The sequence below is a fragment of the Komarekiella delphini-convector SJRDD-AB1 genome, from assembly GCF_014831675.1.
In the GTDB taxonomy this organism is placed as follows: domain Bacteria; phylum Cyanobacteriota; class Cyanobacteriia; order Cyanobacteriales; family Nostocaceae; genus Komarekiella.
The window spans coordinates 283,033-296,955 of sequence record NZ_VJXY01000001.1 but is presented as its reverse complement, the minus strand read 5'-3'; the positions used below and the strand labels follow the sequence as shown (position 1 = coordinate 296,955).

The following is a 13,923-nucleotide window of genomic DNA, read 5'->3' as shown; positions in this document are numbered from 1 at the left end:
TGTGGAATTGGCAGCAATTAAACGAATACTCAAGCCAAAAGTAAAAATCTCGCCAAGGATAATAATGTGAAACGCCAGCTAGCAAAATATTATAGGCTGTTAGTTTTTTTTGTTTGTACAACATTTGTTGTATTTTTCGGTCAGATAGTTATTGCTCAAAGTAACTACAATCTAAGCACTCAAGGAAAGCAGAACGTACAACTAATTGTCAGCAGTGATTTTGTCGTGACTATGAACGAAGCACAACCTGTTATCACTAATGGCGCGATCGCTATTAAGGATGGCAAAATTGTTGCGGTCGATACACAAGACAAAATCATGGCATCTTACAGAGCTAAAAGGACATTGCCAGGTAAAGATATGGTGCTGATGCCAGGTCTTGTCAATGGCCACTCTCACTCGGCAATGGTTCTGTTTCGCGGTCTTGCAGATGACTTAGCGCTAGAAGATTGGCTTCAAAATTATATCTTTCCAGCAGAAGCAAAGTTCGTTGATGAAAATTTTGTCCGTGTTGGTGAGCAGCTTGCTTGCTGGGAGATGATACGCGGTGGTACAACGACGTTTGTTGATATGTATTTCAAGTCAGATGTCGCTGCCAAAGTGGTTGATGAATGTGGCTTGCGGGCTATTATTACAGGATCGTCAATAGATTTCCCCAGTCCTGGTTTCAAAGGATGGGATGATGCATTTGCTGCATCAGTAGATTTTGTCAAACGCTGGAAGGATAAAAACCCGCGTATTACACCAGCCATTGCTCCACACGCTCCCTACACCGTTTCACCAGAGCATCTTGTCCAAGCTATTCGAGCTGCACGCCATTATGATGTGCCACTTACGATTCACTTAGCAGAGACACAAACCGAAGTTAGAGATATCCAGCAGCGTTATAACGCAACCCCAGTGCAACACCTGGAAAATCTCGGCTTCCTAGACCCGCGAGTTTTTGCCGCGCACGTTGTCTGGCCTAACTCTAGTGAAATTGCACTGTTGGCGAAACGCGGTGTTGGTGTGATCCACAATCCTGACTCAAATTTGAAGTTGGCTTCCGGGTTTGCACCAATTCCGGCAATGCTGAAAGCGGGAATTAAGATCGGTTTGGGTACAGATGGAGCCGCATCGAACAATGTTCTTGATATGTGGAATGCAATCCGTCTGACTGCTCTCATCCATAAAGGCACAACCCTTGACCCCACTGCTGTCCCTGCTAAGACAGTTTTGCGTATGGCAACACTTGGCGGCGCAGAAGCGCTCGGACTATCAGATAAAATTGGCGCAATTAAGGTGGGACTTCAGGCAGATCTCATTCAAGTCCATCTCAAAGAGCCTCATCTACTCCCGCTTTACGATGTCATTTCGCATTTAGTTTATGCAGCCGATGCTCAAGATGTTGATACAGTCATTGTTAATGGGCAAGTTCTAATGCATAAACGTGAGATGCTCACGGTTGACCTGGAACGGATTCGCCGTGAAGCTAGCTCAATTGCCGAGAATATCAAAGCTGAGTTCCGACCTTCTAATTAAAAAGACAAATCTAAACTGCTCTGGGTCAAACTCAGGGCAGTGAAAACATTGTCTATAAAGAAAAACCAACTAGAGTCGAATAAATCTATTTAGTTTGAAAATTTATAAATAACTGTATTGTGAATAACAATGTTTAAGCTGCATGGGGTTTATAAATAACTAAAACGTTGTTGCTAAGCTGTTATGCATTTAAATTGCACATTACCTCAACATAAAGGTTGACTGTTAACCGTTAACTGTCATCAGTTAACAACTACGTTGTTCTTAACTACGCAGAAAAAATTTGTGAGAACATCTAGTTTTTGTCTCACAATTTATCTCATCACTAACCTAGGTACAGGTTTAGTAATAGCTTTCTTACTATTTGAAGTAAAAAGTTTTATGGAGACGCGAAGTTCGCGTCTCTAAAACATATTTACAAATATTCACCTAAAGCTAAAGCAAATGAACAACTCAAAAGAATTTTGTTGCCGATTGAGTTTCAAAGATACTTTTCCAAAGTACTAGCTAGTGTAGTTTTAGGTACGGCGCCGACCACCATATCTACTTTTTGTCCCCCTTTAAAAATCATTAATGTGGGAATACTACGGATACCATACTGACTGGCAACTTGAGGATTCTCGTCAGTGTTGACTTTCACGACCTTTAGTTGACCTTCATACTGAGAAGAGATTTCATCGACAACAGGAGCTACCATCCGGCAAGGGCCGCACCAGGGGGCCCAAAAGTCAACTAATACGGGTACATCGCTGTCGAGTACTTCTTGCTTAAAAGTAGAGTCTGTAACTTGTGCGGCTGCTGACATGCCTAAAACCTTCGCCAATTATATCTGAGCTTCGTGAAAATTCTACCATAGCAAAAACAGTTGCTTGGGAGTAAAGGATATACATTTACAAAGAAGCTCTAGAATTTATTCACAAACATAAGGAACCGCCCGAACAGTAGTCCGGGCGGAGTGTGGTGTGAGGAGTGAACGGAAACATGCGTCTCCGCTATTTCTATTGTAGGCTAGATATGGGATTTTTCCAGTAATTGTTTAGGATGGCTGGAAAAATTTCTTGAAGAATTAAGGATTGGGGATTAGGGATTGAGCATTAGTAAAAGTTGGCAGTTAGGAGCTAGAAGTTATTAATTTAAGCTTATACCTCAACCATAAGTCCCCCTTCGGGTGATGCCTCCGGCACGCCAAAAGCGAACGCAGTCGCCTGCGGAGGAGGCTGCGCCAAGGGGGTGGCTCCCTACGAGCGACTGGCGTTGGAAACCCTCCCGCAGCGCTGTCTCACCAGTCCCCAGTCCCCTTATTTACCCATGCCTAATTGTTGAGCTTTTTGGTAGACTTTACCTTCAGTTAGCAGTGAAGGAGCAATCACAACTTCTACTTGCTGCATTTCTTTAATGTTTTTGGCTCCCAATGTCCCCATACTTGTCTTTAAGGCTCCGACAAGATTATGAGTGCCATCATCTAGTCCTGCGGGCCCAATGAGTATTTGCTCTAGGCTGCCAGTTGTGGCAACACGAATGCGAGTACCACGGGGTAACACTGGGCTTGGAGTCGCCATGCCCCAATGATAGCCTCTTCCTGGCGCTTCGGCGGCTCTGGCAAAGGGGGAACCAATCATCACACCATCAGCACCGCAAGCGATGCACTTACAAATGTCGCCACCAGTGATTAAACCGCCATCGGCAATGATGGGGATATAGTTACCAGTCTCTTTATAATAATCATCTCGTGCCGCGGCACAATCAGCGATCGCACTCGCCTGCGGTACACCCACACCCAACACGCCACGAGATGTACAAGCAGCACCAGGGCCAATTCCCACAAGTACCCCTGCTGCTCCAGCTTTCAACAAATTCAAAGTAACTTCGTAAGTAACACAATTCCCCAACACCACAGGGATAGGCATCGAACGACAAAATTCTGCCAAGTCAAGCGGTACTAATGATTCTGGCGATAGGTGTGCAGTCGAAACCACCGTAGCTTGCACAAAAAATAAATCAGCCCCAGCTTTTGCCACCACCTCACCATATTTGCTTGCACCTGCTGGGGTAGCACTCACTGCTGCAATACCACCTTGTTGTTTAATTTCCTGAATACGTTGTTCAATTAATTCAGGCTTGATTGGTTCGGCATAGAGTTCTTGCATCAGGGCAACAAATTCATCTTTCCCTACGGAGGCAATTCGATCTAAAATCGGCTCTGGATCAGCATAGCGAGTTTGGATACCTTCTAAATTAAGAACTCCCAATGCTCCTAACTGTGATAAACGTACAGCCATGCGAACATCTACTACACCATCCATTGCACTGGCAATTATCGGGATTTCTCGCTCAATATTGCCAATACGCCACTTAGTATCTGCCAAACTCGGATCTAGTGTTCTGTTACCGGGGACTAGAGCAATTTCATCTATTCCGTAAGCTCTGCGAGCTGTTTTTCCCCGCCCAAGTTGAATTTCCACGCTTTAATTTTTCTCAAATCTGTTTAAGCTAGGGTATCAAATTGTGGAGGGAATTGGGGTAGTTTTTTTTCCACAAACTACAGGGAATGCAAAGAGAATTCTGAGCGTTATAAACCGTCACTTAGAACTTCGTCTACTTACTCAAGAGAAGAGATAAAGAAACATTGTTAATTAGTTTTTATGTTATGTAGGCGAAGGGTTGCCATTTTAGTATTTTTTCAAGACCTATAGTTTGATGTGTCAGTTATTACTTAAGTTAATCTCATCAGTTTTGAATTATTTTTCCTAATTTGCCTGAGTTGAGTCAAATTGAGATCATGCCAATTCAAAAAGATGATTCATTATTTATGTTGAGCTTCATCAGTACCAGTGTAACCAGTTGCTACCCAAAGTATAGCTCTAACTCCATCGCGGATAGATTTTTCAATTGGTTCAGGCGATTTTTCTGAAGGAACTGGCACTGGTTTTAACTCAATACCTCGACTACCCAAAATAATCTCGCCGATGACACAAGCCCGACGCATATGAAAGTCTGAAGTAATCAAATAAACGCTGTTGATACCACGAGCTTGCAAATCATCTACCAACGTAGTAAAATTAGTCACCGTGTCAACTGCTTGATAATCCAAGTGTAAACGTTTGGGATCAATGCCAGCTTTGGTAAAAACTCGTTGAGTAGATTTAGGTGGGCTACCTCCAGTGATCCAAATTGGTATATTTGGATGCTTCCGAGCAAATTGAGCTGTAAACTTCTCTCGTTCTAAACGCCTCGTTGAACCACCCAATACTAAAACTGCTTGTGGCTGTACAAATTGGTTTTGTACTTCTTTATATCCCCACCACATTGCTAGCGGTAAGACAAGAGCCATAAACCTAAAAGTTTTACCTGTAAACAATAGCTTATTCAAGGCTCGATAACCTAGTTGACTGAGTCCATAATTTTCTCTAACTAGAAGAAAAACAATTGTAGAGTAGCAGACTACTCAAAAATATACCCGAATTCAAATTGGGGTAATGTGTTACAGCGCGATTAAGCGTGCTTGAAGTTTTCTTCTAATTGATGGATTATCCTAACCTTTATCGGACAATCCAGCAAAAGATATGCAACCACTTGATATATTTAGTTGTTTCAACGACGGGACTGGTGCGGCTCGAACGCACGACCTAGCGCTTAGGAGGCGCTCGCTCTATCCATCTGAGCTACAGCCCCAACTACGAAGCATATATAATAATAGCAGTAGTTTTAGCGAGACTGCCAAGAATTGTCCCAAGAACCGCCGCCTACTTCTAAACCACAAAGAAAACTTTGGGCTTTCAGGATAATTTTAGATTTTCTGCCATTTAGTTCTCGCAACTCTAGCTTTAGTTGCCCTTGCATGGTATCCCGGCAACAAAATTTTAAGCCATCTGCTGTGGGCGCACGCAGGGATGTACCAGGTAGATGCGTGGTTCCTGTCAACTCAATCTCGTAATTTAAATTTTTGGCTTGCATTTGCCATCTACCCCAAGGCTGAATTTGCCAATCTACTTGTGAGTTCCAAGGAACGAATTCATAAAACTTACCTTGATAATGCAAGCCAATCATCGCTACAGATTCCATCCACCACAGCACGCCACGCCGTCCCCCGCCAGCGGTTAATGCCAAATCGGCTTCACCCTCGAAAGAATTACAATTTATCCAAAACCATTTTTTAGGGAAAGCACCACCCCAATTTTTCTCGCCGTAGGCTGGGGCTTTGGTAAATTCGTAGGTTTTGCCATTCCAGTCAATCCATCCTGTAGCTAAACCATGAGCCATCAAAATTTGCCATCCGGGTTCAAAAATCGGCAAAAACGATAGCAAACCAGCAGTTGATTGCTGAATACTATCTTTATTTCCCCAAGCATATACTGGCTGAATTTCATAGCGCCAACGGCAATAGTTACCAGTAGCAGGATCACTAATTCCCCCCTGATTCAAGGTGGTTGTAGCCTGATAACCTTCTTGAACATGGCGTTCAAACTCTTCTGGGACAAGGTAGAGGGGTGGTACGTGTAAATCGGTTTTGCCCCAATGACCTAATCCCAGAACATCCCGACTGCCCCAAAATTTCGTAACATCAGGAAAAGTACGCCATAGATACTGATCATCTGGGCCGAGGATTTGGGCTGCACCACCACTGTAGAGTTTCCCGCCGATGGGGTCTTCGATGGAGTACATGAAGGCAAATGTTTGTCCAATTTCCGGCAAAGTTACGCGGTAATACCAGCCTTCAAAGAAGCGGCGACTACTATTATCCCAGTGATAACCAGAATGGGGCGTTTGTGTTGATTGAAAGAGATTTAGGGGAATAGTTAACATAGATTTACATAGTTGTCTATTTCTCAGTATGCGCGATGACCTCGATATCAATCATGCTTATGAAATTCTTGGGCTGGAACTCGGTGCATCGCCAGCACAGGTGAAACGAGCTTACCGTAAGCTGGTGAAGATTTGGCATCCCGATCGCTTTTTTGATCAAGATCAAAAGCAAGAAGCTGAGGAAAAAATCAAGCAAATCAACGTAGCTTATAACAAGCTCAAATCTGAACGTCCATCAGAGCCTCCAACCCCTGATAAACCATCTTCGCGCCCAAATCCTACCAAAATATCTGTCAATCGCTGGGATGCGGAAACTTTTTATAATTGGGGAGTGGAAAATGTTACTAGTGGAAGATATGAGGAAGCGATCGCAGATTTTACTCACGCAATTCGTCTTAATCCTCGCTACATTGATGCATACAAATACCGTGGGTTAGTTTGCTCTCAACTGGGATACGAATATAGAGCAAGTTCAGATTTAAGTAAAGCCGCACAGCTAGAACTAGAGTTAAGAAATCCAGGATATACACCTGCATCACGCTCACCTAGACCTGTATCAAAGCATAGACCTCTGGTGGAAAGATTGTGTCAGAAAATTAAAAGTTTACTGCGGCTAAATCAGCTTAGGAGATAAGATACTTCAGGTGGTGACACCATAGCTTGAATAATATTCGATTAGTAGCTGAGAATACCGAGTAAAGTTTTATTTGCTGCTTATTTTTTAGTATTACTAAACTTGCCTACCTCAACTCTATTAGGGGGTCAGACCCCCTATTTCCTAGCCATACACTTCAATAAGTAAGTATCTGAAGAAAGCACTTTTGTATCTAACTCCCGTTAGATCTCCGTATATGCTGAGACTAATAAATTTACTTAAAGTCTAATTTTTGCTAAAGTAATTGTATAAAAGCCACGAAATGATGCTTGCAAAAGTATCAAATAAAACCATTAAAAGGCTGACCACAGAACTACCAGAAGCAAATACGAAGCTGGAAAAAACTACTGCCTCAAATCTCAGTAAACTAAATGGCAGGTAATTCCTACGTACCTTCAACTAAACTCTGATTGGTCAGTAATTTAGCAGGTTAAGATCCGCCACATGCGTCAGTACCCTCTCCTCAGAAAAAAACTTCGGAATCGCTACGAGACTGTCACAATGTTAGGGAGCGGAGGAGCTGGCAATACCTACTTGTTATCAGGTGGGACACGTAACATGCATAAGCACTCTGTCCTCAAAAGAAAACTTCGGAATCGCTTTGAAATTGTCACACTATTGGGGAGCGGAGGATCTGGTGATACCTATTTAGCTGTTGATCTAGATTTGCCAGGGAAACCTCACTGTGTCGTCAAACATTTTCATCCTAAAGATCCGAATCCTGCTATTGTACCAATCGCCAGAAGCCTGTTTGCTCGCGAAGCAGAAGTATTGTATCAATTAGGCAATGACCACGAACAAATACCTAGACTATTTGCTCATTTTGATGAAGATGGAGATTTCTATCTAGTTCAGGAATTCATTGGTGGTCATGACTTGACTCAAGAAATCGTACCAGGTCAGCCACTTAATGAGAATACAGTCTTTAATTTATTGAAAGACATCCTGGAAGTTTTAGTCTTTGTCCACCAAAACAATATTATTCATCGGGATATTAAGCCTCAAAATTTAATGCGGCGGTACTCTGATCAAAAGATTGTGCTAATTGACTTTGGGAGCATTAAGAGAATCGGTGCTCTGGGAGCCGGTCTAACAATTGCTGTAGGTACTCCTGGCTATATGCCAAGCGAACAGGCTAAAGGAAAACCAAAGCTTTGCAGTGATATCTATGCAGTAGGCATGATTGGCATTCAAGCTCTGACAGGTTCAATGCCGAATCAATTACAAGAAGATCCCAATACTGGAGAGGTTATTTGGCGCAACAAAGCACGGGTAAGCGATGCTTTTGCAGATGTTTTAGACAATATGGTTCGCGAACGCTATGGCCAACGTTACCAATCTGCGGCAGAAGCTTTACAAGCGCTAATTTCTGCTATGGACTTACAACTTTCTTCAGAGTCTACTAGCAAAGATGAAAACGCTGATAATAACTATTTACTAACTTATAGAAACTTTATTTTGCTGTTAGGAATGGGTCTAGGTACTATCACTAGTCTAATTGTAATAGTGTTAATTTATACGTTTTTACAAACAAGTACATCGCCTCATAACCAACCAACTCAATTCAAGAAGTTTATAGAAAAATCTGGTGAATCATCGTTGGCTCAAGTGGATGAGCAAGTAGCTAAGTCAGTAGTCCCGCCAGTAAATTGCAAAATTAATTGCACTGACACAACTACCAAAGGGCAAATTAAATCTCACCATTTTAGAAAGAGTCAATGAACCGCTAAGTGTTATCAACTGATTTATAGATTTGCTTTGAACCTGAATACTCAGAGATTCCTGTAGGATAAATAAAATAAACAAAATTAATGATATGGACAATACAAATCAAAGAAAAGCTTTAATCAATGGAGAAATTGCCCTATTTCTTAAAGGTTTGATTATTGGCAAAGTGCTAACACTTTTGGTTATTGGCGGGCTACTTTGGTGGTTACTGAAGCCGAATTTATTAACTCGCAGCGGTGCTGAATCTTCTAGTCAAAGTTTAAATACTGCCTCTGGTAATGCATCCACTTTTAAAACAGTTGCAAATGTGCCAACCAACTCATTTAACTATGGTGGTAGTACAGCTTGGGCACCTATCCGCCAATTGGTAGATTCTCAGATTCAGAGCGATCGCCCTGAACTACAATTACGCTATGTGCAACCTGTTGATGGTAGCCCTGGTTCTAGCTCAGGTATTCGCATGTTACTGAACGGGCAACTGGACTTTGCTCAGTCTTCCCGCCCCCTCACAGATGAAGAACGAGCCGCCGCCAAACAGCTGGGCTTCACACTTGAGCAACGCCAAGTTGGCATGGATGGCATAGCCGTAATTGTTAATCCATCGCTTAACGTGCCGGGTTTAACTATTGACCAGTTACAGCAGATTTATCTGGGTCAAATTACTAACTGGCAACAAGTAGGCGGGCCAAACATACCCATCACGCCTTTTTCGCAAAAACCGGAGGACGCAGACACAGCAATATTCTCTAACAGCGACTTAAAAGGGCAAGTCCTTAGTCCCAATATCAAGTATGTCTACTCTACTACAGAGGCAGTCCGGCAACTCAGTAAAACCCCTGGTGGTGTGTATTACGGTTCTGCCCGTGCGGTAGTACCTCAATGTAGTGTGAAGCCTCTGCCAGTGGGTCGCACTTCTACTGAGCTGATTTCCCCCTACCGCGAACCCTTAATCTCACCTGAGCAGTGTCCACGTCAGCGCAACCAGGTAAATACTGAAGCCATCAAAAATGGTAGCTATCCAATTACTGCTAAATTGTTTGTGATTATTAAGCAGAACCAAGGTCGAGAACAGCAGGTTGGTGAAGCCTATGCCAATCTTTTATTAACCAACCAGGGGCAAACAGCAATTAAGCAGGCAGGTTTTGTGGGGGTTCGCTAGGAGATTTGGGAAATAGTTTAATGAGATTTATAGACTTCGCCAAATATGTATCATTTGGTCAAAGCCACCACTGGCAAGTGTTCGCCCATCAGGACTAAAAGCGATCGCACTTACCCAGTCTGTATGTCCATGGAGTGTATTTTTTAACTCACCTGTAGTCAGATTCCATAATTTAATCCCATCTCTGCCAGCACTGGCAAGGGTTTGTCCATCGGGGTGAATAGCAACAGCATTCACCCAGTTGTTATGTCCGATGAAGCTACGGACTAGTTTACCACTGCTAATATTCCAAAGTTTAATCGTGCGATCGCGGCTAGCACTAACTAATTCTCCATTTCGTGTAAAAGCTACAGAGTTAACAGCATTAGAATGAGCCACAAATCCACGAATCAATTTTCCAGTACTCAAGTTCCACAGCTTAATTACACCTTTGTTGTCACCACTAGCTAAGGTCTGTCCATCAGGGCTAATAGCCAAGGTATAAATTAGGTTATCAAAGCGTACTAGAGTACCTAATGGGCGCTGCTGTAGCAAATCCCACATGCGAATTCCATCTAAAGCGCCACTGATCAGCACTTTACTATCAGGAGACACTGCTAAAGATAAGACATTACTAGTATGTCCGACAAAAGAGCGGCTAAACTTATTATTTCTTAAGTTCCAAAGGTTAATTATGTTGTCATTACTACAGCTAGCGAGGGTTTGGCCATCTGGCGAAATCACCAAAGACTCTATAGCTGTTTGATGCGCTCTGCTAATGTTACCTAATTTTTTGCCTCTTTCTGTATTCCACAGGCGAATTACTCCCTCATTTTCTGCACCACCGCTGGCCAGAATTTTGCTATCTGGACTAAAGGCTAAGGATTTAATGGTTCCTTTATGTCCTTTGAGTATGTAGAGTAGTTGAGGATTAGCAAAGCTGTTAGTAACTTGAGATGGTATTACTTCAACAGCAGCATTAGCAGTATTAATATAAAACTCTTTCGATATCGTAGCCGCAGCAACAGCTGCCATCAATGCCAAGACAATATACGGGCGAAGTACAAAACCGCCCCCACCTCTTCCCTCACTCCTCACTACATTTTCCTCACTTTTAGATATGGTTACACCAATCAATCTAACTGAGTTGTAAGTTAGCACGGGCTAAACCAGAGCTATCCGCTAACATAATTCACTACTCAGCACTCCCTACAAAGGAGGTTTTTTCTTAGAAACGCTCAGCATTGGTAAAGCAGCACTAGAGGAGCGGGAGGGCAAATAGTGTTGCACTACAGGCTCCTCTGGTATAGGACGACGCTGCTGGATACGCCACAACTTAAAGACGAGCGTTATCCCTGCTAGTCCCAAACCAAAAGCGAATAACGACCAGCTATCATCAAATCCACCAATCAGGGCATCCACCACGCCCATCGTAATCAGTACACTGATTAGTGGTTCTTTTCGGTAGGTTGACTTTAAAAAACGAGGTAATACAGCATTCATCACAGCTTGGTTGGTTCCAATTAACCTTTTGTGTACATTTACCGAGAATACCTCACCCGCAAATTGCCCTTTGAATCAAAGGCATAAAGTATTATAATTTTATTCAGTAGGGAAGGAAGTGTAGTAATTACCCCTCTTTAATGTAGTAATTGCGGGTCTAGGATATTTCAGTCCCTCCCCTGCTTACATTCTACGGCAACAATTTACGGATAAGTCTAATTAAAACGCTTAGGGCGAAGTACTTCGCTCTAGATTGTTAAAGTCAAACCAGCTAGTGTTCCAGCTGGTTATAACTCTTTTAATTATTAGCTTACAACTTGCACATCTGTGCTTTCTCGTGGCATTACTTTAGACCGAGCCATGATAGCACACCTTGATTGGTAACGTATTCAATTACCACCATCAAGGCAAAGCCAACCATTGCAGCTCGGCCATTCAAACGCTCTGCATATTCATTAAAGCCAAACTTAGGCTCCTCTAGTTTGGGTGTAATTGTTGGTTGCGGTTGTGTCATTTTTTAGAAACCTCTTTTCGGCAAACGTGACTTGACTAGGATAAATCTGATTTAAGGAAGCCTCCGTTCTCCACAGGGGTTGCCGTTGGGCGGAGCTTTGTTAACAAAATGTAATTAATCTTTATACATTGTATAAATACTGGGGTAATAGTCAAGGGTAGAGTTTGGAGCTACCCAAATAAAGTTGAGAAAATTAGAACAGAGATTAGCTATCCCTAATACAGCTATCCATAATACAGAAGTAGCAAGCTTGAACTAACAAGCTTGAGATTAGCAAGCTAAAGTTAAACAAAAAATTATCAGAGGCGTTACATGGAAATTGGCGTTCCGAAGGAAACTAAGGATCAAGAGTTTCGGGTAGGGTTGAGTCCTTCTAGTGTGCGGGTGCTGCGGGAAAATGGTCATGCCATATTCGTCCAGACATTAGCAGGTAGTGGTGCTGGATTTACAGATGATGACTACGCAAGCGCTGGAGCGGAGATTGTTACCACACCAGAAGCGGCTTGGAATCGGGAGCTAGTTGTCAAAGTCAAAGAACCACTAGCAAGCGAGTATAAATTTTTACAAAAAGGACAGATATTGTTTACTTATCTGCATCTAGCAGCCGATCGCAAATTGACCGAACATTTAATTGATTGTGGCACTTGTGCGATCGCCTACGAAACTGTAGAACAATCCGGTGCTAACAAATTACCCTTACTCACCCCTATGAGTGTGATTGCTGGTCGGCTAGCAGTACAATTTGGGGCCAGATTCCTAGAACGCCAACAAGGTGGCAGAGGTGTGCTTTTGGGTGGTGTACCTGGAGTCAAACCAGGCACAGTAGTAATTTTAGGTGGCGGCGTTGTCGGCACAGAAGCAGCTAAAATTGCCGTGGGTATGGGTGCTACCGTGCAGATTTTAGATGTGAGTGTCGAGCGCTTATCCTACCTAGAAACCCTTTTTGGCTCTAGAGTCGAATTGCTTTACAGCAACTCTGCCCATATCGAAGCTGCCGTTAAAGAAGCCGACTTGCTGATCGGTGCAGTTTTAGTGCCAGGACGTAGAGCGCCAATACTAGTATCCCGTGAATTGGTCAAACAAATGCGTCCTGGTTCTGTAATAGTTGATGTTGCTGTTGACCAAGGCGGTTGCATTGAGACCTTACATGCCACATCTCACACCAATCCGGTATATGTTGAAGAGGGCGTAGTCCATTATGGCGTTCCCAATATGCCAGGGGCAGTACCTTGGACAGCAACCCAAGCACTAAATAACAGTACATTACCTTACGTCATTCAGTTGGCAAATCTGGGAATCAAGGCACTGGAAACTAATCCAGTCTTAGCTAAGGGCTTGAATGTACAAAATCATCGCTTAGTTCATCCGGCAGTACAAGAGGTATTCCCTGATTTAGTAAATTAAATTTACACAGGTAATCTTGATTTAAGGTAACAGTGTTGACTTTGGTAAAAGGTTTTTATTAAAATTTCCGCGTAACCAGTAGGCTTACGCGGAATCTATTTGCGATCGCTTTAATTAAGCATTTGATGCAGTTATACTCGAACTTAGCACCAATGGCTCTCGACCGTTCGCTGCATTTGATTTGTTAGACTGCATTATCGCGTGGCTCTGCACTTTTGCGAAGACGCTCAAGAAATTCTGGGTAATTTTCCAGATCTTCTACGGACTGCAATGCTGGCATTTCAATCCAAGTAGCCTCTGCATGTAGCTTGTCTACGTAGCTATAAAAAGCTTCTTGATCCTCTCGGTGAGCGAGAACGTAAGTGTGTAATTCTTTTCGGCTCATTGCTTTAAAATCAGGCTTACTCATCCTACGTACCTCCATTTGCCGTTGGGATAAATCTCAATAATATTTTCCTCACCTGCCAGAAAGAAAACATTTCCTGTTCGCTCGTCTATACGAACTACGTTTATAGGTAGGTAAAGCTTACTGAACCAGACGCACAGATTAAAGCATTGTGTTTTCTGCTCTGACGTAGGACTTTTGGACACTTTCATCCACACTCATTAGTACAAGTTTAGCATTTTCACTTGAAGTTAGTTGTAGCAATTGTCTTG

At 42.7% G+C, this 13,923-nt stretch carries 14 protein-coding genes and 1 tRNA gene; 5 read left to right on the top strand and 10 right to left on the bottom strand.

Annotated elements, in window-relative coordinates; translation table 11 throughout:
• Nucleotides 1-66: 66 nt before the first annotated feature.
• Nucleotides 67-1,521, top strand: a complete 1,455-nt coding sequence (locus FNW02_RS01305; protein ID WP_348535347.1) for an amidohydrolase — start codon at nucleotides 67-69, stop codon at nucleotides 1,519-1,521.
• 481 nt (nucleotides 1,522-2,002) lie between these two features.
• Here the strand turns inward: FNW02_RS01305 and trxA are convergent, their stop codons facing one another.
• The 5 genes from trxA to FNW02_RS01280 form a co-directional block, all read right to left on the bottom strand.
• Nucleotides 2,003-2,326, bottom strand: coding sequence for a thioredoxin (trxA, locus tag FNW02_RS01300; RefSeq protein ID WP_162395912.1), 324 nt, complete (start codon nucleotides 2,324-2,326; stop codon nucleotides 2,003-2,005).
• Nucleotides 2,327-2,819: 493 nt separating this feature from the next.
• Nucleotides 2,820-3,983 carry a GuaB3 family IMP dehydrogenase-related protein gene (locus FNW02_RS01295; RefSeq protein ID WP_191755787.1) on the bottom strand — a complete coding sequence of 388 codons (1,164 nt, stop codon included), beginning with the start codon at nucleotides 3,981-3,983 and terminating at the stop codon, nucleotides 2,820-2,822.
• A gap of 341 nt (nucleotides 3,984-4,324) precedes the next feature.
• Nucleotides 4,325-4,852, bottom strand: coding sequence for a YdcF family protein (locus FNW02_RS01290; RefSeq protein ID WP_191755786.1), 528 nt, complete (start codon nucleotides 4,850-4,852; stop codon nucleotides 4,325-4,327).
• Between the two features lie 267 nt (nucleotides 4,853-5,119).
• Nucleotides 5,120-5,193 (bottom strand) — tRNA-Arg (locus FNW02_RS01285).
• 33 nt (nucleotides 5,194-5,226) lie between these two features.
• Entirely contained in the window at nucleotides 5,227-6,324 is a 1,098-nt protein-coding gene (locus FNW02_RS01280; RefSeq protein WP_191755785.1) for a tocopherol cyclase family protein, read from the bottom strand.
• Nucleotides 6,325-6,352: 28 nt separating this feature from the next.
• Between FNW02_RS01280 and FNW02_RS01275 the strand changes: the two genes are divergently transcribed.
• The 3 genes from FNW02_RS01275 to FNW02_RS01265 all read left to right on the top strand — a co-directional run bounded on the left by FNW02_RS01275 (nucleotide 6,353) and on the right by FNW02_RS01265 (nucleotide 9,866).
• Nucleotides 6,353-6,958 (top strand): J domain-containing protein, encoded by a 606-nt coding sequence (locus tag FNW02_RS01275; protein ID WP_191755784.1) that lies wholly within the window; start codon nucleotides 6,353-6,355, stop codon nucleotides 6,956-6,958.
• A 579-nt stretch (nucleotides 6,959-7,537) separates the two neighbouring features.
• Entirely contained in the window at nucleotides 7,538-8,701 is a 1,164-nt protein-coding gene (locus tag FNW02_RS01270) for a serine/threonine-protein kinase (protein ID WP_191755783.1), read from the top strand.
• Between the two features lie 94 nt (nucleotides 8,702-8,795).
• Nucleotides 8,796-9,866 (top strand): PstS family phosphate ABC transporter substrate-binding protein, encoded by a 1,071-nt coding sequence (locus FNW02_RS01265; RefSeq protein ID WP_191755782.1) that lies wholly within the window; start codon nucleotides 8,796-8,798, stop codon nucleotides 9,864-9,866.
• A 27-nt stretch (nucleotides 9,867-9,893) separates the two neighbouring features.
• Here FNW02_RS01265 and FNW02_RS01260 read toward each other — a convergent pair whose 3' ends face one another.
• The 3 genes from FNW02_RS01260 to FNW02_RS01250 form a co-directional block, all read right to left on the bottom strand.
• Nucleotides 9,894-10,943 (bottom strand): WD40 domain-containing protein, encoded by a 1,050-nt coding sequence (locus FNW02_RS01260; RefSeq protein ID WP_191756034.1) that lies wholly within the window; start codon nucleotides 10,941-10,943, stop codon nucleotides 9,894-9,896.
• 111 nt (nucleotides 10,944-11,054) lie between these two features.
• Entirely contained in the window at nucleotides 11,055-11,348 is a 294-nt protein-coding gene (locus tag FNW02_RS01255; protein ID WP_191756033.1) for a hypothetical protein, read from the bottom strand.
• Between the two features lie 343 nt (nucleotides 11,349-11,691).
• Nucleotides 11,692-11,862 (bottom strand): chlorophyll a/b-binding protein, encoded by a 171-nt coding sequence (locus tag FNW02_RS01250; RefSeq protein ID WP_191755781.1) that lies wholly within the window; start codon nucleotides 11,860-11,862, stop codon nucleotides 11,692-11,694.
• Between the two features lie 312 nt (nucleotides 11,863-12,174).
• Here FNW02_RS01250 and ald point away from each other — a divergent pair, with 312 nt between their 5' ends.
• Complete coding sequence (gene ald, locus FNW02_RS01245) at nucleotides 12,175-13,266, top strand: alanine dehydrogenase (RefSeq protein ID WP_191755780.1); 1,092 nt, start codon at nucleotides 12,175-12,177, stop codon at nucleotides 13,264-13,266.
• A gap of 184 nt (nucleotides 13,267-13,450) precedes the next feature.
• Here the strand turns inward: ald and FNW02_RS01240 are convergent, their stop codons facing one another.
• Together FNW02_RS01240 and FNW02_RS40065 are read right to left on the bottom strand one after the other, a co-directional pair.
• The gene (locus FNW02_RS01240; RefSeq protein ID WP_191755779.1) at nucleotides 13,451-13,675 is read right to left on the bottom strand and encodes a DUF6887 family protein; all 225 of its coding nucleotides are present in this window, start codon (nucleotides 13,673-13,675) and stop codon (nucleotides 13,451-13,453) included.
• Nucleotides 13,672-13,863 (bottom strand): DUF6888 family protein, encoded by a 192-nt coding sequence (locus FNW02_RS40065; protein WP_431356785.1) that lies wholly within the window; start codon nucleotides 13,861-13,863, stop codon nucleotides 13,672-13,674. The genes FNW02_RS01240 and FNW02_RS40065 overlap by 4 nt, the downstream gene beginning before the upstream one ends.
• Between the last annotated feature and the right edge of the window lie 60 nt (nucleotides 13,864-13,923).